This window comes from Hydrogenobaculum sp., from assembly GCF_049967395.1.
Classification (GTDB): domain Bacteria; phylum Aquificota; class Aquificia; order Aquificales; family Aquificaceae; genus Hydrogenobaculum.
Genome location: NZ_JBMFST010000010.1, coordinates 16,495 through 34,121, shown reverse-complemented (window position 1 = coordinate 34,121; position 17,627 = coordinate 16,495). Strand labels below are relative to the sequence as shown.

The 17,627-nt window shown below is 36.0% G+C and carries 23 protein-coding genes and 1 tRNA gene; 16 read left to right on the top strand and 8 right to left on the bottom strand.

The window, feature by feature from the left end:
• The 12 genes from ACP5S8_RS02705 to ACP5S8_RS02650 form a co-directional block, all read left to right on the top strand.
• Positions 1 to 460: LOG family protein (locus tag ACP5S8_RS02705; protein ID WP_461875586.1), on the top strand; the 460-nt coding region annotated here is incomplete at its 5' end.
• Entirely contained in the window at positions 457 to 1,599 is a 1,143-nt protein-coding gene (locus tag ACP5S8_RS02700) for a metallophosphoesterase family protein (protein ID WP_461875585.1), read from the top strand. The genes ACP5S8_RS02705 and ACP5S8_RS02700, both read left to right, overlap by 4 nt.
• A 74-nt stretch (positions 1,600 to 1,673) precedes the next feature.
• A complete protein-coding gene (locus ACP5S8_RS02695) occupies positions 1,674 to 2,504 on the top strand; it encodes an SPFH domain-containing protein (protein ID WP_461870027.1) in 831 nt (276 codons plus the stop codon).
• Complete coding sequence (locus ACP5S8_RS02690) at positions 2,501 to 2,971, top strand: NfeD family protein (protein WP_461872605.1); 471 nt, start codon at positions 2,501 to 2,503, stop codon at positions 2,969 to 2,971. The genes ACP5S8_RS02695 and ACP5S8_RS02690 overlap by 4 nt, the downstream gene beginning before the upstream one ends.
• A 27-nt stretch (positions 2,972 to 2,998) precedes the next feature.
• Entirely contained in the window at positions 2,999 to 3,211 is a 213-nt protein-coding gene (locus ACP5S8_RS02685; protein ID WP_461869994.1) for a hypothetical protein, read from the top strand.
• Positions 3,212 to 3,227: 16 nt separating this feature from the next.
• Positions 3,228 to 3,941: a dienelactone hydrolase family protein gene (locus tag ACP5S8_RS02680; RefSeq protein WP_461869993.1), complete on the top strand. Its 714-nt coding sequence runs from the start codon at positions 3,228 to 3,230 to the stop codon at positions 3,939 to 3,941.
• Positions 3,938 to 4,279, top strand: a complete 342-nt coding sequence (locus ACP5S8_RS02675; protein ID WP_461875584.1) for a DUF488 domain-containing protein — start codon at positions 3,938 to 3,940, stop codon at positions 4,277 to 4,279. The genes ACP5S8_RS02680 and ACP5S8_RS02675 overlap by 4 nt, the downstream gene beginning before the upstream one ends.
• Positions 4,255 to 4,713, top strand: a complete 459-nt coding sequence (locus ACP5S8_RS02670; RefSeq protein WP_461869990.1) for an N-acetyltransferase — start codon at positions 4,255 to 4,257, stop codon at positions 4,711 to 4,713. Before ACP5S8_RS02675 ends, ACP5S8_RS02670 begins: the two co-directional genes overlap by 25 nt.
• Before the next feature lie 18 nt (positions 4,714 to 4,731).
• Positions 4,732 to 5,145 (top strand): arsenate reductase/protein-tyrosine-phosphatase family protein, encoded by a 414-nt coding sequence (locus tag ACP5S8_RS02665; protein WP_461869989.1) that lies wholly within the window; start codon positions 4,732 to 4,734, stop codon positions 5,143 to 5,145.
• The gene (locus tag ACP5S8_RS02660; RefSeq protein WP_461875583.1) at positions 5,142 to 6,176 is read left to right on the top strand and encodes a glycosyltransferase; all 1,035 of its coding nucleotides are present in this window, start codon (positions 5,142 to 5,144) and stop codon (positions 6,174 to 6,176) included. Before ACP5S8_RS02665 ends, ACP5S8_RS02660 begins: the two co-directional genes overlap by 4 nt.
• Positions 6,177 to 6,183: 7 nt before the next feature.
• On the top strand, positions 6,184 to 7,509 hold the full coding sequence (locus tag ACP5S8_RS02655) for a hypothetical protein (protein WP_461875582.1): 1,326 nt from the start codon (positions 6,184 to 6,186) through the stop codon (positions 7,507 to 7,509).
• 70 nt (positions 7,510 to 7,579) lie between these two features.
• Positions 7,580 to 7,882, top strand: coding sequence for an MTH1187 family thiamine-binding protein (locus ACP5S8_RS02650; RefSeq protein WP_461869986.1), 303 nt, complete (start codon positions 7,580 to 7,582; stop codon positions 7,880 to 7,882).
• Here the strand turns inward: ACP5S8_RS02650 and ACP5S8_RS02645 are convergent, their stop codons facing one another.
• The 8 genes from ACP5S8_RS02645 to ACP5S8_RS02610 all read right to left on the bottom strand — a co-directional run bounded on the left by ACP5S8_RS02645 (position 7,883) and on the right by ACP5S8_RS02610 (position 13,648).
• Positions 7,883 to 8,224 (bottom strand): 6-pyruvoyl trahydropterin synthase family protein, encoded by a 342-nt coding sequence (locus ACP5S8_RS02645; protein ID WP_461869985.1) that lies wholly within the window; start codon positions 8,222 to 8,224, stop codon positions 7,883 to 7,885.
• The gene (locus ACP5S8_RS02640) at positions 8,224 to 8,460 is read right to left on the bottom strand and encodes a hypothetical protein (RefSeq protein WP_461869984.1); all 237 of its coding nucleotides are present in this window, start codon (positions 8,458 to 8,460) and stop codon (positions 8,224 to 8,226) included. Before ACP5S8_RS02640 ends, ACP5S8_RS02645 begins: the two co-directional genes overlap by 1 nt.
• 10 nt (positions 8,461 to 8,470) lie before the next feature.
• Entirely contained in the window at positions 8,471 to 9,364 is an 894-nt protein-coding gene (locus ACP5S8_RS02635; protein WP_461872146.1) for a YicC family protein, read from the bottom strand.
• On the bottom strand, positions 9,349 to 10,710 hold the full coding sequence (gene thiC, locus ACP5S8_RS02630) for a phosphomethylpyrimidine synthase ThiC (protein ID WP_461875581.1): 1,362 nt from the start codon (positions 10,708 to 10,710) through the stop codon (positions 9,349 to 9,351). Before thiC ends, ACP5S8_RS02635 begins: the two co-directional genes overlap by 16 nt.
• A 123-nt stretch (positions 10,711 to 10,833) precedes the next feature.
• A tRNA-Glu gene (locus ACP5S8_RS02625) sits at positions 10,834 to 10,911 on the bottom strand.
• Positions 10,912 to 11,020: 109 nt separating this feature from the next.
• Positions 11,021 to 12,136: an FtsW/RodA/SpoVE family cell cycle protein gene (locus ACP5S8_RS02620; protein WP_461875579.1), complete on the bottom strand. Its 1,116-nt coding sequence runs from the start codon at positions 12,134 to 12,136 to the stop codon at positions 11,021 to 11,023.
• Positions 12,123 to 12,833 (bottom strand): phosphatidate cytidylyltransferase, encoded by a 711-nt coding sequence (locus tag ACP5S8_RS02615; protein ID WP_461869979.1) that lies wholly within the window; start codon positions 12,831 to 12,833, stop codon positions 12,123 to 12,125. Before ACP5S8_RS02615 ends, ACP5S8_RS02620 begins: the two co-directional genes overlap by 14 nt.
• Entirely contained in the window at positions 12,830 to 13,648 is an 819-nt protein-coding gene (locus ACP5S8_RS02610; RefSeq protein WP_461875578.1) for a tetratricopeptide repeat protein, read from the bottom strand. Before ACP5S8_RS02610 ends, ACP5S8_RS02615 begins: the two co-directional genes overlap by 4 nt.
• A gap of 50 nt (positions 13,649 to 13,698) precedes the next feature.
• Between ACP5S8_RS02610 and cysS the strand changes: the two genes are divergently transcribed.
• The 4 genes from cysS to ACP5S8_RS02590 are packed head-to-tail and all read left to right on the top strand — an operon-like array spanning position 13,699 to position 17,627.
• Positions 13,699 to 15,165 (top strand): cysteine--tRNA ligase, encoded by a 1,467-nt coding sequence (gene cysS, locus ACP5S8_RS02605; RefSeq protein WP_461869977.1) that lies wholly within the window; start codon positions 13,699 to 13,701, stop codon positions 15,163 to 15,165.
• Complete coding sequence (locus ACP5S8_RS02600; protein ID WP_461869976.1) at positions 15,165 to 15,965, top strand: prolipoprotein diacylglyceryl transferase; 801 nt, start codon at positions 15,165 to 15,167, stop codon at positions 15,963 to 15,965. Before cysS ends, ACP5S8_RS02600 begins: the two co-directional genes overlap by 1 nt.
• Before the next feature lie 22 nt (positions 15,966 to 15,987).
• A complete protein-coding gene (locus ACP5S8_RS02595; RefSeq protein WP_461875577.1) occupies positions 15,988 to 17,211 on the top strand; it encodes a D-alanyl-D-alanine carboxypeptidase family protein in 1,224 nt (407 codons plus the stop codon).
• Complete coding sequence (locus ACP5S8_RS02590; protein ID WP_461869974.1) at positions 17,208 to 17,627, top strand: hypothetical protein; 420 nt, start codon at positions 17,208 to 17,210, stop codon at positions 17,625 to 17,627. Before ACP5S8_RS02595 ends, ACP5S8_RS02590 begins: the two co-directional genes overlap by 4 nt.

Genomic DNA, 17,627 nt, shown 5'->3' with positions numbered 1-17,627 from the left:
CATATCGGTAGGTTTAAATATAAAGCTTCCCAAAGAGCAAAAGCCAAACCCATATCAGACGCTCTCTATGAGCTTTGAATACTTCTTTGTAAGAAAAGTCATGCTTATAAGATACTCTATAGCCTACCTTGTTTTTCCTGGTGGATTTGGCACTATGGACGAGCTCTCCGAAGCCCTTACCCTAATACAAACTAAAAAGAGCCCCAAATTTCCGCTTATTCTCTTCGGTAAAGAATTTTGGGAAGGTCTTGTGGATTTTTACAAAAATACCCTTATAAAACACGGTACCATCGATGAGGAAGACTTATCCCTTATAAATCTTACCGATGATATAGATGAAGCTATAGCTATAGTGGATAAGCATCTCTTAGAAAAAATAAAACTCATGGAAGAACAAAAAGAAGATATTTCCAAGGTAGAAAGATACAAAAACACGGCAAAGATTAGAGGACTTCGATGACTAAGTTTTTACACATAGGAGACATACACGCTGGAAAAACGCTTCACAACAAATCAAGAAACGACGATGCAGAATACGCCATATCTCAGGTGATAGATTTTGTGAAAAAAGAGCCTGTGGATTTTATTCTTATGGCAGGGGATATTTTTGATCAATACAACCCGGATGCAGAAGCCACAAAAATCATATTTGATTTTATGGTAAGGGAGTTAAACGCTTTAAAGATTCCAGTGGTTATGATAACAGGAAACCACGACGGACAAGCTTTTTTTGAAGGTTATAAAACCCTTGCCAAATACGCCAACATGCATTTGTTTGTAAGACCCTCTCCAGATGATTTTGTTATTACAATAAAAGATACCAATATAATATGCGTGCCTTACGCTTCTCCTAAGTTTATAGCCAAGCTCTGGGAAGATAGCGCCACATCGGAATACGCTCATAAAGTGGAAAGCTTTATAAACGCGCTCATCTCAAAAGCTCCAAAAAACACATTCAACATATTGCTTTCCCACATGATGGTAAAAAGTGCGAAGATAACAAAATCCGAAAGAGAAGCCTCTGTAGGGGACTTTTACGCAATAAATTTAAACAACATAAACGCTCTGAAAACCTTAAAGTACGTTGCGTTAGGACACGTGCATAGATACCAAAAAATACCAACCACCACAGATGCATATTACACAGGTTCTTGTTTTCAGATAGATTTCAACGAAGAGGGCCAAGAAAAATACTTTAACTTTGTGATTTTAGAAAAGCAATCCACCAACAAAGTAGAGAAGATAAAATTAGATATAAAAAACCAGCTCAAAACTCTAAAAGTCGACGCCAAAAGCTTGAATATAAAAGATATAGAGGACGTAAGAGGATACGTAAGAGTGATTATAGACGATACCGTTGAAAACACTAGGCTTTTAGAATCAAAGCTAACATCAGAACATATAGCTAGTAAAATATTAGAGATAAGAAGGAATGTCTTTGAAAAACCCGAAATAGAAGCAGATTTAAACAAAATAAGGGATAACCTCGTGGATTTTTACGAAGAATATTACAAAGCAAAATACCGCGAAGATTTACCAGAGGATTTAAAAAAAGCGTTTTTAGAACTTCAATACAAAGTAGAGCATACAGAAGAATAAATTAAAAAAATAGCGATTGACTTTTCCACAAACTTTTTTATTTTAAAGTAAAGGAGGGTAAACATTTGATAATAGTGCTTGCAATTGTAATCATCGCACTAGTATTGGTAAGATTTTCTATAAGAGCAGTCCCGCAAGGAGAAGAGTGGATTATAGAAAGGCTTGGTAGATACCATAGGACTTTAAAACCAGGCCTTGCCTTTATAATGCCTTTTATAGATTACATCAGAAACAAAGTTAACGTGAGAGAGCAATTTTTGGATGTACCATCTCAAGCTGTTATAACAAAAGATAACGCTATAGTTCAGATAGATGCGGTTTTTTTCTACAGGGTCGTGGATAGCTACAACGCCACTTACAACATTACAAACATAGATGCATCGTTGATACAATTAGCCAAAACAAACCTAAGAGCCATAATAGGTTCTATGGAACTAGAACATGCCCTATCCAATAGAGACGAAATAAACGCAAAGCTTAGAAACAACTTATCTGGTATAGAAAGTGAATGGGGGATAGTGATAACAAGGGTAGAAATAAGAGATATACTGCCTCCAGAAACCATAGTAAAAGCCATGGAAAAACAAATACAAGCTGATAGAGAAAAAAGAGCTATCATTCTCCAAGCAGAAGCCAACAGAGAAAAACAACGCTTAGAGTCTGAAGGTTATCTCATAGCACAAACCAACAGGGCAGAAGCCATAAAAAGGGTAGGACAAGCTCAAGCAGATGTCATAGCAATGATAGGACAATCTTTGAAAGAATCAGGAGAAACAGCTGGTTTATTACAACTTGGGGAACGTTATATAGAGGCCATGAAGGATTTGGCTTCTTCAAATAGCTCTAAGCTGATAATATTCCCAAACAGCATAATAGATGCCGTAAAAGGCCTTATAGACAAATGAGCCCTTTTCTTTGGATACTGCTTGGCATAGTGCTTTCTTTGTTAGAACTAGCACACCCTGTAATGATATTTTTTCCTATAGGGCTTAGTGCCATCGTAACTGGAGTTTTTGGGTTTTTAGTAGAATATTTTACAAAAATACCTTACGAAAGAATGCTTATAACCCAGCTTATCACATTTTTTGTTGTGAGCGTTATAAATATATTGCTTCTTCGTAAAATCTCAAAAGAGTGGATAAGCGTAAAAACACCAAAATCCTCTCAGCCAGAAAACGCCATACTTGGCAAGGAAGTTTACGCAAAAGAAGACGCTAAAGCAAAAACCATGATAGAAGTGGTTTCACCATCGCCTATATTAGGTGTGACAGAATGGCACGCCAAAGTCTTAGATGATGTTAAAAGAGGAGATAAGCTCATAGTAGTAGGCCACGAAGGCGGTATTTTGGTATGTAAAAAAGCATCTTCTTAAAATATTTTCGTGCTATCATATTTAACTATGAGAAAAAAGCTTACTATGTTAGGTATTTTTAGTCTTATTTTAGTTGGATGCTCTCATCAAGCTAAAAACAATCAAAACACAAGCGCATCGCAAAGCTCTGAAAAGCCCCCTCAAGCTGTATCTTGCAAAGACTATTGCAAAGAGCAGTGCCAAGGGCTTACCCAAAGCTGTGAAACAAACTGCCTAAACGCTTGCTACCCAACCCCTTAAATCCTATATTTATAATATGATAGCCGAAGATTTTGAATACAATTCCTCTGATATAGTTTGCGAAGGATACATAGCTTACGAAGAAAGCTCTAATATAAAAAGACCGGGTATATTGGTAGTCCCAAATTGGATGGGTGTAGGTGATTTTGTAAAAGAAAAGTGTAGAGCCTTGGCTTCTCTAGGCTACATAGCCTTAGGTGTGGATGTTTATGGAAAAGGTGTAAGACCAAAAAACAGAGAAGAGGCAGCTAAGCTATCATCATCTTACAAAGAAAACTACCGTCTTCTAAGAAAAAGACTCTTAGACGCTATGGAAGCTCTCAAGGGCTTTGAGCTTTTAAAAGAGGGTTATATAGGTGCTATTGGGTATTGCTTTGGCGGAACCGCCGTTTTAGAGCTTGCAAGAGAAGGAGTAGATGTAAAAGGAGTGGTTAGTTTTCACGGTGGGCTTTCTACGTTGGATATCAGCAGAAATCCTGTAAAAGCTAAGATCTTGGTTTGTCATGGAGTAGATGATCCCTTTGTGCCTATATCTCAAGTGGAAGATTTTATAAAGGAAATGAACGAAAGAAAAGCAGACTACCAAATCATAATGTATAGCGATGCGGTACACTCTTTTACAGAAAAAGCAGCCGGAAACGATAAATCAAAGGGCAGTGCTTACAACGAGCTTGCCGATAAGCGCTCCTGGAACCACATGCTTTTATTCTTCCAAGAGATATTTAGATGATCAAAACAAAAAGAGTGTATGAGTCAAAGGAAGATACTGATGGTTTAAGGATTTTAGTGGATAGACTTTGGCCAAGGGGTGTAAAAAAAGACAATATAGATTTATGGCTAAAAGACATAGCTCCTTCAGATGAGCTCAGAAAGTTTTACCATGAGACGAAAGATTTTGAGGCTTTTAAGGGAAAATATATAGAAGAGCTTCAAAAAAAAGATATAAAAGAGCTCTTAAATTCAATCAAACAAAATACCATAACGCTTTTATACGCTTCAAAAGAACCCAAAAACAACGCCACCGTCTTAAAGGAGTATTTGGAGTGGACATTAGAAAAGCAAAAATAAAAGACGCCCCATTTATACATGAGCTTATAAATGAGTATGCCAAAGAGGGGGTCTTGCTACCAAGGTCACTTAGCTCAATATATGAAAATATAAGAGATTTTTTTGTAGCAACAGACAATGAAAAGGTGATAGGTGTTTGTGCTCTTCATATAGTATGGGAAGATTTGGCTGAGATAAAATCTTTGGCGGTAGAAAAAAATTACGTCAAAAGGGGCATAGGTAAAGCCCTTGTGGAAAGATGCTTAGAAGATGCATCATATTATGACATAAAAACGGTTTTTGTCCTTACTTACCAAGTGGATTTCTTTAAAAAGATGGGATTTAAACTTATACAGAAAGAGACATTACCTCACAAAATATGGGGAGAATGCATAAACTGTTCTAAGTTTCCTTCCTGCGATGAAATAGCTATGTCTAAGCTTTTAAAAGCCTAAAAACGTTATAATATAAATATGAAAATAGGTTTTGTATGCGATAAACATTCAAATAGAAGCGTAATAGCAGAAGGGTTGGCTATAAAAATACTAAAAGAGTTGGGTTTAAAAGCAGAGGTTTATTCGGCAAGCTTAGAGCCAGACAAAGAAATAGCAGAGATCACTTTGGAGCTTTTGAAAGAAAAAGGATTAAACGTAGCCAACGTTAAAAACAATACGTTGGAAGATATACCTTATGAAGAGTTAGATGTGCTTGTAATGATATGCGACAAATTAGACAAAACCTGTCCCTATATAATATCTCACAAAAGGCGAGAAACTTGGCTTGTGGAAGAGCCTCATCCTCTTACAAGGGAAGAGTTAAAAAGAACTATAGACAAAATAGAAAGATTTTTGAAGGATTTGTTTAGATATGATAAGCTATCCAAATGAAAAAAATACTATGGTTAGCCACCAATGAAAACCCAAATTTTGGTGGGATAGAACTTCACAGCGTAACTTTTATAAAAGCCATAAAGCAAAGAGGTTTTGACGTAAGTTTATGCTTATCCAAAGGCAACTACGTAGATAAAAATACACATGAAATTGAAAAATGCTATGCAACCACCCGCTATTCTCTTGATTTAAAAGCTTTTAGAAAGATATACGAATTTGCAAAAAAAATAAACCCAGATGTCATAGTAGCCAACAACGCCAAGGAGTATGAAATAGCTCTTGTCGTATCGAAGTTTTTAAGAAAAAAGGTTATAGCTTTCAGGCATATGGAGAATTTAAAAAACCCTTTAGTGGCAAGGCTAATACTATCAAACATGGATATAGTCTATACAGTAAGCGAAAAACTAAGACAAGAGCTTTTGTCAAAAGGGGTTAAAGAAGATAAACTAAGAGTACTTTACAACATAGTAGAAGAAGGAAACCCTAAAAAGCAAAATACAGATAATATAAAGGTTCTTTTTGTAGGGAAAGTCATAGAAGCTAAAGGCATTTGGGAGTTTTTACATCTTGCCAAAGAGCTAAAACCCTATAAAGAGTTTGAATTTTATGTGGTGGGAGACGGCCAAGAGCTAATGAAAGCAAAAGCTTTTTCAGAAGAAAACGGTTTAAATGTAAATTTTGCAGGCTTTCAAAAAGATGTTTACCCTTATTATCAGGCCGCGGATATTGTCTTGATACTATCAAAGTACGATGAGGCCATGACAAGGGTCGTCATAGAAGCTTTGGCCAACGGTTGTGCCGTTGTGGGTTCAATCGTCGGCGGTATAAAAGAAGCAATAGAAGAAGGTAAGAACGGTTTTCTGGTAAACCCAACTAATATAAAAGCCATAAAAGACGCCGTTCTTTCCTTTAGAGATAAAAACAAGCTTTTAGAAGCTCAAAAATACTCTTACGAAATATATAAAAGAAAGTTCTCAAAAGAAGCCATTTTAAATAAGTTTGAAAAGGATATATTAAATCTGATATGATATACCTATGAACTGGCTTATAAACCTTATAAAAAAACTGTTTAAAATGGAATCAAAACAAGAATACGCCTATAAATTAACGCTTAGTTTCATAAAGCAGTTTGGATTAACTCCGAACGATAAAGAAGATGTTGACTTTTTTTATGTGATTTTTTTAGAATGGGGAAAAACAAAAAATGGCATGAAAAATCTATACGAGCTTCTGAGCGGGGCATATGTAGTTTTTGCTAAGCTTTTAAAAGCAGAACCAAACTCTTTAAAATCTTTAGACCCTGATGTAAGCGAGGCTCAAAAAAATAAGAAACATATCATTAAATTGCTGGAATTTGTTTTATCAAAAGCAAAAACAAAGGGTAATTTTGAGAAAATTTTGGAAGCCATAGATAGGCAAGAGGTGATAGACAATGCTCTTCCTTCTGTCATAATAAGATTTTTGATACCTATTATGTTAGACAACTTAACAAAGCTAAATGTAAAAAACGACCTCGTAAAATTTGCCAACATCGTTGAATTTTACAGAAACATCGTCAATCAGGAGATACTTCTATTTTTAGAAAATGTATTCGGTATATATTTAGACATATACATAAAATATAAAAACGATATAGAAGTTTTTGCCATGAACACCATTCAAGATTTTGCCTCTTTCATAGATATTTACAAAGATAGTGATAAAGAAACTGTAAGAACTTTTATCAAGCATGTAGCACCCTCTTACGTATTGTTTCACATCAACAACTACAAAGAATACTCAGAGGAAGTTAAACAATATTTTGATGCACTTTTACCAAATTTAAAGCAAAGGTATGAGCAAGATGAAGCGCTTTTACAAGCGGTCTTTATAGTCTTGTCCAACATTTTAAAGCTTTCAAGCTCTTTAAACGATGTTACTTTATATGTTCAAACCGTAGATAGCTACATAGTAGATTTCATAGAAGTGGCAAAATCTGAACAGGTAAAAGAAAGGTTGAAAGAGACTAAAATGTATTTTTACGCGTCTAAGAAAATAAAAAAAGACATTTATACCACCGAAAGCCTTCTTATAAATTATGTAGCTTACGCAATACCAAACCTCCTAAGCGCTTGTCAGGATGTAGACTTATTTGAATACTGCAGAACGTTGGTGAAAGATTTAATGAGCATTTTTACGGATGTAGAGATAGCTTTTTATTATGTATACGTAGTGTTGCCAAAATGGGTAAAAGTAAACAAAAATCAAGATGCGTTATTTGATATGCACGAAAAACTCAAAAGGATTCTTTATCCTATGCAAAAAGACATGAATGAGCTTGTAAGATTCTTCTATTTTGACTTCAAAGATTATATGGTATAAATGCTTTGTATCATGGCTTTTAAAATGAACTTTTTTAAATTCTAAAATCACAAAAACAAAGGAGGTAAAGATGAGCTACATACTTTCCATAAGCATGTTTCCAGTAGACAAAGGTGAATCTTTAAGCCAATACGTATCAAAGGTGTCTAAGATTATTCACGAGTCAGGTCTTGAGTATGTTATAACGCCTATGGCCACTATGATAGAAAGCACAGAAATAGAACCACTCCTTGAAATAATAAAGAAAGGCCTTGAAACAATGCAGCAAGACTCCAATAGAATATATGTTAATATGGCTATAGACTATAGGAAAGGAGATAAGACTGGAAGACTAAAACAAAAGGTAGAATCTTTGAAGTCTAAGCTTGGTTAATTATTCGTAATATTCGGCACCGCAGTTTTCTGTTTCCCAAACTACGACTTTTTTAACGTTGTATTTTGCTTTTAATGTATCAAAGAAATATTTAGCAAGGTTTTCTGCACTCGGCGAGAAATCAAATACATCGTTTAAAAGTTTATAGTCTGGAAGTATATCGTCAAGATAGTTGTCTACTTCCACAAAATCCACTCCTATACCACCTTGGTCCAGCTCTTTTGCCTCTATAAAAACCTCTATGCCAAAAGTATGGCCATGTATGGGTTCTGGAGCACCCTTGTAATATGTGAGAAAATGAGCAGCGTTAAACTTCTTTTTAACCCTTATCGTATAAGGCATCAAATATCCTCTATGGATTCTCCTTTTAAAAGCCTTCTTGCTTTGTTTACCACAGAAAGTACCACAAACCAAAGGGCATGATAATCTGTATTCTCAAATTCTTCAGCCACATCAAGGGTTCCATCGTCTTTTTTAACAAGGTAAACGTATTTCATAGCCTCAAGACAAAGCACTTTATTTACGCATGTAGCCAATATCTTGTCTTTCATTTCTTTTGGTAGTTCTAGCTTTTCCATATTTTCTCCTTTATTCTAAATTTGCGGACTGTTGCTTTATTTTATCGGTTTCGTACTTCATGTTTACCGCTATACGAGATAGTTCTGGTACTTTGTTAGACATTGTGGTAATCTCTCTATGAAGCTCCTGAGCTACAAATTCTATCTTCTTACCCTTTTCTACTTGCTCAGATGATATGATATCAAGCATATGATTAAGATGATTTTCTATGCGAGACAGCTCTTCAGATATATCAAGCTTTTGAAGTAAAAGCATAAGTTCGTTTATTACCAGCGGATTTTGCTCTTCTAAGTTTAAGCTTTTGGCCTTTTCTAAAATTTTTTCCCTTGATGCGTTTTCGTATTCTTTAAAGTTTTCCCTTGCTTTTAACAAGTATTCTTCTAAAAGCTCCACACGGGATTTTATATCCTTTAAAAGAAATTCTCCCTCTTTTTCTTTAGATTCTATAAACTCCCTTAAGGCTTCCTCAAAAAGCGTCAAGATGGTATCTTTTATACGCTCTTTTGTTTCTTCGTCTTTTTCTTGAGATGTTTTGTAGGTTTCCATAGCGATATCAAAGATTTTATCATCTGTTAAGCTTATGTTTAGCCTATTACAAGCTTCTTTTAAATCTTTTATTATGTTTTCCAAAAATCCAACATCGATATCCTTTATATCTTTTTTCTGTTTTAAATCTATTGACACCAAAACAGTGCCTCTTGTCAGGTAGTTTTTTATCCTATCTTTTATATAAGTTTCTAAGATTTGAAAATCCTGAGAAGGAATCTTGACGGATATATCAAGACCCTTCCCGTTTACAGATTTTAACGTTAAAATTATACTAAAGCCGTTTACTTCCGCAGTTTTCTGGGCGAACCCAGTCATGCTCCTTGCAAAAAGCGCTATGCTCAAGGAGTTTGCCATGTACCTTCGGCAAGCTGCTCTTCAAAGTCTGTTTGCACATTTTGAGATATACGGTAGGAGCAAAATTCAGGACCGCACATAGAGCAGAATTTTGCAGTCTTATATCCTTCTTGTGGAAGCGTCTCATCGTGGTAAGCTTTTGCAGTTTCTGGGTCTATGGCAAGTTCAAACTGACGACTCCAATCAAAAGCGTATCTTGCTTTTGACATTTCTAAGTCCCATTCTCTAGCTCCCGGCAAACCTTTTGCTACATCTGCGGCGTGAGCAGCTATCTTGTAAGCTATGAGACCTTGTTTTACATCTTCTAGATTCGGCAAACCAAGATGTTCTTTTGGAGTTACATAACAAAGCATAGCGGCACCATACCAACCAGCCATTGCAGCACCTATAGCAGAAGCTATATGATCATAACCTGGTGCTACGTCTATCACCAAAGGACCAAGCACGTAAAACGGAGCTTCGTGACAGTATTTTTGCTGGATTTTCATATTAAATTCTATTTGATTCATCGGCACGTGCCCAGGACCTTCCACCATTACTTGTACATCATGCTCCCATGCTTTCTTTGTTAGCTCTCCAAGCACCATGAGCTCTGAGAGTTGAGCTTCATCCGATGCGTCTGCTATAGCTCCGGGCCTTAGCCCATCTCCTAAAGAGAAAGATACGTCGTATTTCTTAAATATCTCACATATTTTATCGAAGTTTGTGTAAAGAGGGTTTTGCTTGCCATGCTCCAACATCCACTGCGCCATGAGGGCACCGCCTCTTGATACTATACCCATAACTCTATGAGTAGTAAGAGGTATAAATTCCTTTAACACACCGGCGTGGATTGTCATATAAGAAACGCCTTGTCTTGCTTGTTCTTCTATAACATCCAATAGAAGGTCTTCTGTAATATCTTTTACTCTGTTTTTTGCTATTTTAAAAGCTTCGTATATTGGCACCGTGCCTACTGGTACATCAACTGCATTTATAATAGCTTCTCTAGTTTCTTTTATAGCTTCACCAGTGGATAGATCCATTATAGTATCTGCACCATATTTTATTGAGATTTTAGCCTTTTCTATTTCTTGCGGTATATCTGAGGCAAGTTTTGAGTTTCCTATATTTGCATTCACTTTAACTTTTGAATTTACACCAATGCACATAGGTTTTAAGTGCCTATGGTTTATGTTGGCAGGTATTATCATACGGCCTCTTGCCACCTCTTGGCGTACAAACTCTGGGTGAAGGCCTTCTACCTTTGCCACATAACGCATTTCTTCGCTTATTATACCCTGCCTTGCAAGGTGCATTTGCGTTTTATTGGTCCAGCCACTTCTTAGGCTCCAATCTTCTCTCATAAAAGCCTCCAAAAAATAGGATACATAAAATATTTAGCTAAAAGCTCAAAAGTCAATGGTATTTTATCATTGTTTTATAGATTTAAGGATGTAGATTATTTTGTTTTTAATTATTTAATTAAATGGCATCCCCAGCGGGATTCGAACCCGCGTCGCCGGCGTGAAAGGCCGGTGTCCTAGGCCAGGCTAGACGATGGGGACTACCATCAAGTATTTTTTTATTATACCAAAGTACACTTTTCTTGTAAATGATTTTGGTTATATTGATTGAGCTAGAGCTACACAACTGTATACAATATCAATTATATTTCTATTCTCCGGTGTCATACTTTATGATGCTATCGTGAGATAAAAGGCTAAACTTGGTTTCTCTATGGCTATTTACTATCGAAAAGCAAAGCCCAAGAAGTATAGAACTCACCATTATGTTGCTTCCTCCATAAGATATGAAAGGAAGCGGTATACCTACCACCGGCATAAGACCCATAGCCATAGCTAAGTTTATTGTAGAATGAAAAAAGATAAAAGCCGCCACCATCGCCACGTATATTTTTTCTGTATACAACCTAAGATAGTAAGATACGCTTAAAAGCCTCAAAACCAAATACAAATACAGTATTATTATAAGTATAGATATCACAAATCCAAACTCTTCGGCTATAACAGAAAAAATAAAGTCAGTGTGTCTTTCTGGTAGAAACAAAAGGTGTGATTGGGTGCCTTTTAAAAAACCTTTACCAAAAATTCTACCAGAGCCTATCGATATTATAGATTGAATAAGCTGATAACCACCTTTGGCATAATAGGCTTTAGGATTTAAAACCGTCAATATTCGCTCTTTTTGATACGGCTTCATAAAATGCCACGCTACTATAGGAATGATCGTCACTATTGGTATTGCATATTTGAAAAAATTTTTCGGAAACTTTGCAAAAAATACTAAAGACATTACAGGTAATACCATTATCACCGCAGAACCTAAATCTGGTTGCTTATATATTATAAGAAAGGGTATGCCAATGCTAAGGAGTATATAAGCTATTTTTTGGGCTTTTAAATAAGGGCTCATGTAAATTATATAATCTACTATGAGTATTACGGAAGCTTTCATGAACTCGGATGGCTGTATTCCAAAGGGGCCTATCCCTATCCATCTTTTTGCACCGTATATAGTTTTTCCAACAAACATTACCGCTATCAAAAGAAAAAGATTTACACCATATATCAAAGGAGCTAGAGAGAGGACTGAAGAGAACCTTACCTTACTTATACCATACATAATAACCCAGCTTAGGATAATGTATAAAAGTTGTTTTATGAAAAGTCCGTATTGAACACCGTAAGTAGTATACGTAGAGCTATAAACCCCCACCAATCCTATTATCTGAATAAAAAGTATGGTAAGTACCAAGTCAACGGGGCGCATTTATTGTATAAAACACCAACGAGCTAAACATAAGAGCATCAAACCTATCTAAAAAACCGCCGTGTGGACCAAACACATTTGAGAAATCCTTAACGTTGTATTGTCTTTTTATTAGGCTTTTAAAAAGATCACCAAATACACCAACGATACTTACGGCTATGCCTATTATAATACCCCTTGAAAAACCAAAATAAAATATATTAAATATTATGCACGATAAAGACCCACCGATAAATCCTTCTATAGTTTTATTTGGAGAAATCTCAGGTGCCAATTTACGTTTGCCAAAATTCTTGCCTACATAATAGCTCATTGTATCAAGTATCCAAACACCCAGCAGAAGCCCTAAAATATAATAATTGCCAAGGGTCTTAACTTTATATACGTATTCTGGAAGTGTTGTGCTAAGTACTAATATAAAAAAGCTCTTATAAAAAGACTCTAAATCCTTTGTTATTAAAAGCTCTAAAAAAACTGCCAAGAAAATGGCCAAAAATCCATAGCTTATATTGTAAATGCCTATCAAAGCAATAAAAGGCGCTAAAAATACGTTTGTTTTTGACTGTGATACGTCTTTTAGTTCCTTTGCTACAAAGAAGCTTAATATGCACACTCCCAAAAGCGTTATAAACTTAAAAGACAACAGGAAAAATAGCGTGCTAAGACCTACAATTACACCATAAAATTCTCTGTTCATTTAATTTCTAATTCAGATCTTGCCAAAGCTGCTTCTATACTGTTTGGATAGAGTTTTATAAGCTCTTTATATAAGTTTATAGCCGCCGATTTTTGTCCCATTTCTTTATATATGTTTGCCGCAGAAAAATACGCTGAAGGAGCCTTATCGCAAGATGGCAATTCGCCTTTTTTACACTTATCTATCAAAGACAACAGTATAGCTAACGCTTCGTTGTTATGATGCATAGCTTTTTCGGTCATCCCTAGCCAATAGTATGCGTTGTTTGTAAGTTTTGAGTGTGGGTTTTTTAATATAAACTCTTTGAAAAGCCTCTTGGCTTTTTGATAATCACCAGACTGATAAGCTCTGTAAGCCATTCCGTATAGCTCTTGAGGACTTTGAGGCGTGTTTGAGATAAGAGATTGCAAATTAGGAGATGAATTTTGAGTTTCAGAAGGAGCTGTAGAGTTTATTATAGTGACTGTGTTTGATAGATGTTTGATGCCTTTTGAAGGTTTTATGGCTGGTAAAGAGCTAAGGTTTGAAGGTGAGGGTGGTGTTTGAGAAGATATCGGTGGGGTTTGAGGTTCAGATTCTCCAAGGTTTTTTGTAATGTTGTTGTATGCAGAAAGTCCAAGCTTTACCCTTAACTTTGCCAAAGACTCATCCAAAGAATCAAGCCTTCTATTTATTTCATTGATTTCTTGCTGTTGATACTGATACTGTTGCTGAAGCATAGCTATTGGATTTGGTCCTTGCTGTGTTGGTTCTGCACAAGAACTAAGAAGAATCGCCAACCCACTCATTGCAAAAAACAATTTCTTTTTTTTCATGCTTTTATTTTAACATAGTTACGGTTTGAATTTTAGGTTAAAATAGATATATGGGATTTGTGCTTTATAATACGCTTAGTGCTGAGCTGGAAGAGTTTGTACCTATAAACCCTCCTCAAGTAAACATATACACCTGTGGTGTCACCGTGTACGATGATTCTCACGTAGGGCATGGAAGAAGCCTTATAGTATTTGATGTTTTTAGAAGATACTTAGAAAAGCTAGGATACAGGGTAAAGTTTGTCAGAAATTTTACAGACATAGACGATAAGATTATAAACAAAGCCAACGAAGAAAACAAAGATTTTATGAGCATTGCAAACAGATATATAGCTAGATACTATATAGACATGGAAGCCATAAACGTAAAACCTGCCAACGTAGAACCAAGAGTTACAGAACACATGGAAGAGATAATAGAGCTAATCTCCAACCTTATCAAATTGGGCAAAGCGTACGAAAGCGATGGTGACGTATATTTCTCAATAGATAGCTTTAAAGATTACGGCAAGCTTTCAAAAAGAAGCCCAGAAGAACTAGAAGCTGGAGCCAGAATTGAACCCTCTTTAAAGAAGAGAAACCCTCTTGACTTTGCATTATGGAAAGCGTCGAAATCCCACGAACCTGGCTGGGAATCCCCTTGGTCTTACGGAAGACCAGGTTGGCACACCGAATGTGTGGCTATGATATTTAAACACCTTGGAGAAACCATAGACATACATGCCGGTGGCATAGACCTCGTATTCCCTCACCACGAAAACGAGATTGCTCAAGCAGAAAGTATCACTGGTAAACCTTTTGCCAGGTATTGGATGCACAACGGCCTCGTTACGGTGGGCGGTAAAAAAATGTCAAAATCTCTTGGAAACTTCGTTACTCTAAAAGAGATATATACAAAATACCATCCAGATGTTTTAAGGCTTTTAGTGTTGTTTACACATTATAGAAGTCCTTTAGATTTTTCCTTTGAAAAGATGGAAGAGACAAAAAAAGCTTACGAAAGGCTAAAAAGCGCCATAGAAGAAATAGAACCTTTAAGAGCTATAGCAAAAGATGGAAACCCTATATTAGACATAGACTTTTATAGCTTGGAGAAAAACACCCAAGAGCAGTTTTACAAAGCTCTATCGGAAGACTTCAACACATCGCTTGCCATGGCTCACGTTTTCAACGCTGTAGCCGAGTTAAACAGAGCAAAAACAGAAAGCTTTAAAATAGGCTATATTACACCTAAAGAGCTTGAAGGATATCTGTTTTTGGCAAACAGCTTAAAGCAGACTTTGAAAGATATTTTTGGGCTTTTAGAAGAAAACACTTTGCAAAATACCCTGAAGACGCTAGAACCAGCTTCAAGTGTAAATATATCCACAGAATTTTTAGAAATTTTGATAAAAGCTAGAAACTTGGCAAAAGAAAACAAAGATTTTAAGGTAGCAGATTTTATAAGGGATGAGCTTCTAAAGCATGGTATAAAGCTTGAAGATACAAAAGCCGGTACCATCTGGAAAGAGCTCTGATGCCATTTTACATAAGAATAGGCAAGTTTGCCGTATCGGCATTAGGCCTAATGATAACTATTTCCCTTTTTATTTCTTATGTAGTTTCTTTGCAAATTTCTAAATACGTAGGTATATTAAAATCACAAACAGAAAATATATTTTTGGCGGGGGCACTTTCTGGTATTTTATTTGGAAGACTATCTTATATTATCAAAAACCACGACCAGATACCAAACTTTGTAAGCGTTTTTCAAATATGGAACGGCGGTATTGACTATTATGGGACTATCATAGGCGTTATAATAGGAGTCGTTTCCGTGGCTTGGCTTTACAACATACCTATTTTAAAAGCCTTGGATATAACCTCTATCATAGGCTCTCTGATGCTTGGATTTGGTTATATATCAGCAGGCCTTGTAGGTTTTGGTTTTGGAAGACCTGTACCTTTGGCAGTAGACGTTACACCGGGGTTTCACCTTTTGAAAGCGTTTCCATTTTTTTATGTGGTTTACAAGTTTGGCGATATAGCTCCTCCTTCTATTCCCTTTTATCCAGTGCAGTTTATCTACGGTGCGTTGTTTTTGCTATGGAGCATCGGCTTAATATTTTATGTGATAAAAAAACAAGATAGATTCATGGGAGAAGTGTTTTCTATTTTTCTTATACTTTACGGAATTTCAAATATGATGGTAGGATACTACACCACAAGCCATGTTGTATTTGGTCATATTAACTTAGCACAGTTGTTTGGACTGTTAAGTTTTATATCTGGCTTTGTTATTTTGATGCTTTTAAAATCAGAAAAAACCAACGTATAAAGATTTGCTATAATACTTCTATATGTACTACAACGAAGAAGATAGATATGCTAAGCACAAGAATCTAAAAAGGGTTCTTGTGTTGTTGGTGCTTGGATTCATTTTTTATGCCGGTTTTCAACTTTTCAAAGGTTGGCCAAAACCACAGTTAGAGCTTTCCTTGAAAAATCAACAGATACCAGGTTCTTTCAACATTTCCTGGCCTACAGATATAAGGTATGGAGTAATTGGTACGCTACAAAGCGGTATCATATCAAAAACTCCAAACCAAGGTCAATGGCCATTGGCCAGCGTAGCTAAAATAATGACTGCTTATATAATCTTAAAAGACCATCCTCTTTCAATAGGACAAGATGGACCCACTCTTACCGTTACACAAAAAGAGGTAAACGAATATGAATCTTTTAAAAAGGACGGTCAATCTGTGGTAAAAGTAGCCTTAGGCGAAAAGCTTACAGAAAGACAACTTCTAGAAGGACTCATGATACCATCTGCCAACAACTTTGCATATATACTGGCTAGATGGGATGCCGGTAGCGTGAAAGCTTTTGTAGATAAAATGAATAAAACCGCTCAAAACCTTGGTCTAAAAGATACACATTATGAAGACCCGGCAGGTGCTAGCGCTGGGACCGTTAGCACGCCAATAGACCAATTTAAACTAACTCAGCTTGCCATGCAAATACCGACTTTTAGACATATAGTAGCTATGCCTCAGGTAAATTTACCTGTAGCAGGCATACAATACAACGTAAACTATGACCTTGGTAAAGACAACATAGTAGGCGTAAAAACTGGTTCTTCTTTACCAGCTGGTGCAAACTTTGTCTTTGATTCAAAACAAGGCAACATAGATATACTTGGTGTAATCTTTGGGGCATCAGGTAAATCTCCCCTTATCACAGCCTTAAAAGATGCTATAGCCCTTATAGATATGACAAAAACTCAGCTATCTACCGAAAAACTTATATCAAAAAATCAACAGATAGGTTTTATCAAAGTCCCTTGGATGAAAAAAGAAATTCCCATATTGGCATCTCAGGATTTTAGCACAGTAGTTTATCCTGGCATGAAGATAACTTACTCTCTTTATCCTATAAAGGATATAAAATTTCCAATCAAAGCAAACGAAGTAATCGGCACTCTCGTTATAAACTATGGAGATTCTAGCTACAGTATGCCGATAATAGCTTCTCAAGAAATAGAAGCGCCTAGTTTTTCAGATAGATTAAGGAGGGTGCTGTGAAAAATTTTCTCATTGTAGGGCTTTTCATAGGAATAGGGCTTAAAATGGCTTTTGGTTATATAGGTGATTCATACGATACCTTTTTAAAAGAGTACAAACATGTAAAGATTTTGAGCGTGGACAAAAACATTACGCCAAATGCCAAAAGAGCTCTTGAAATAGAAAAAGATGGTTTTAAGGTATACGCTCTTTTTGATGAAAAAGATATTTGCTACGAAGAATATACGTTAAAAAATAAAACCCTTCCATCGCCAGATTTATTTATAAAAGAGGCTTCCAAGATAAAACCAAAGCTCTTGTTTAGGATACCTTTAAGAATGTCCGTATGGGAATACGATACCCCAAAATACAAAATTATTTACCAAACCTTTGGCCTACCAGGCTATCTTGGTGCCGATGCAAGAATAAAACAGTAA

What these genes read in the sequence shown, in the direction of transcription:
- ACP5S8_RS02700 (WP_461875585.1), top strand. Translation starts at nt 457, where the DNA reads ATGACTAAGTTTTTACACATAGGAGACATACACGCTGGAAAAACGCTT.
- ACP5S8_RS02640 (WP_461869984.1), bottom strand. Translation starts at nt 8,460, where the DNA reads ATGGAAAAGCTAGAACTACCAAAAGAAATGAAAGACAAGATATTGGCT.
- ACP5S8_RS02600 (WP_461869976.1), top strand. Translation starts at nt 15,165, where the DNA reads ATGCCATTTTACATAAGAATAGGCAAGTTTGCCGTATCGGCATTAGGC.
- thiC (WP_461875581.1), bottom strand. Translation starts at nt 10,710, where the DNA reads ATGAGAGAAGATTGGAGCCTAAGAAGTGGCTGGACCAATAAAACGCAA.
- ACP5S8_RS02660 (WP_461875583.1), top strand. Translation starts at nt 5,142, where the DNA reads ATGAAAAAAATACTATGGTTAGCCACCAATGAAAACCCAAATTTTGGT.
- cysS (WP_461869977.1), top strand. Translation starts at nt 13,699, where the DNA reads ATGGGATTTGTGCTTTATAATACGCTTAGTGCTGAGCTGGAAGAGTTT.
- ACP5S8_RS02650 (WP_461869986.1), top strand. Translation starts at nt 7,580, where the DNA reads ATGAGCTACATACTTTCCATAAGCATGTTTCCAGTAGACAAAGGTGAA.
- ACP5S8_RS02610 (WP_461875578.1), bottom strand. Translation starts at nt 13,648, where the DNA reads ATGAAAAAAAAGAAATTGTTTTTTGCAATGAGTGGGTTGGCGATTCTT.
- ACP5S8_RS02615 (WP_461869979.1), bottom strand. Translation starts at nt 12,833, where the DNA reads ATGAACAGAGAATTTTATGGTGTAATTGTAGGTCTTAGCACGCTATTT.
- ACP5S8_RS02675 (WP_461875584.1), top strand. Translation starts at nt 3,938, where the DNA reads ATGATCAAAACAAAAAGAGTGTATGAGTCAAAGGAAGATACTGATGGT.
- ACP5S8_RS02635 (WP_461872146.1), bottom strand. Translation starts at nt 9,364, where the DNA reads ATGGCAAACTCCTTGAGCATAGCGCTTTTTGCAAGGAGCATGACTGGG.
- ACP5S8_RS02645 (WP_461869985.1), bottom strand. Translation starts at nt 8,224, where the DNA reads ATGCCTTATACGATAAGGGTTAAAAAGAAGTTTAACGCTGCTCATTTT.
- ACP5S8_RS02665 (WP_461869989.1), top strand. Translation starts at nt 4,732, where the DNA reads ATGAAAATAGGTTTTGTATGCGATAAACATTCAAATAGAAGCGTAATA.
- ACP5S8_RS02680 (WP_461869993.1), top strand. Translation starts at nt 3,228, where the DNA reads ATGATAGCCGAAGATTTTGAATACAATTCCTCTGATATAGTTTGCGAA.
- ACP5S8_RS02685 (WP_461869994.1), top strand. Translation starts at nt 2,999, where the DNA reads ATGAGAAAAAAGCTTACTATGTTAGGTATTTTTAGTCTTATTTTAGTT.
- ACP5S8_RS02690 (WP_461872605.1), top strand. Translation starts at nt 2,501, where the DNA reads ATGAGCCCTTTTCTTTGGATACTGCTTGGCATAGTGCTTTCTTTGTTA.
- ACP5S8_RS02620 (WP_461875579.1), bottom strand. Translation starts at nt 12,136, where the DNA reads ATGCGCCCCGTTGACTTGGTACTTACCATACTTTTTATTCAGATAATA.
- ACP5S8_RS02595 (WP_461875577.1), top strand. Translation starts at nt 15,988, where the DNA reads ATGTACTACAACGAAGAAGATAGATATGCTAAGCACAAGAATCTAAAA.
- ACP5S8_RS02655 (WP_461875582.1), top strand. Translation starts at nt 6,184, where the DNA reads ATGAACTGGCTTATAAACCTTATAAAAAAACTGTTTAAAATGGAATCA.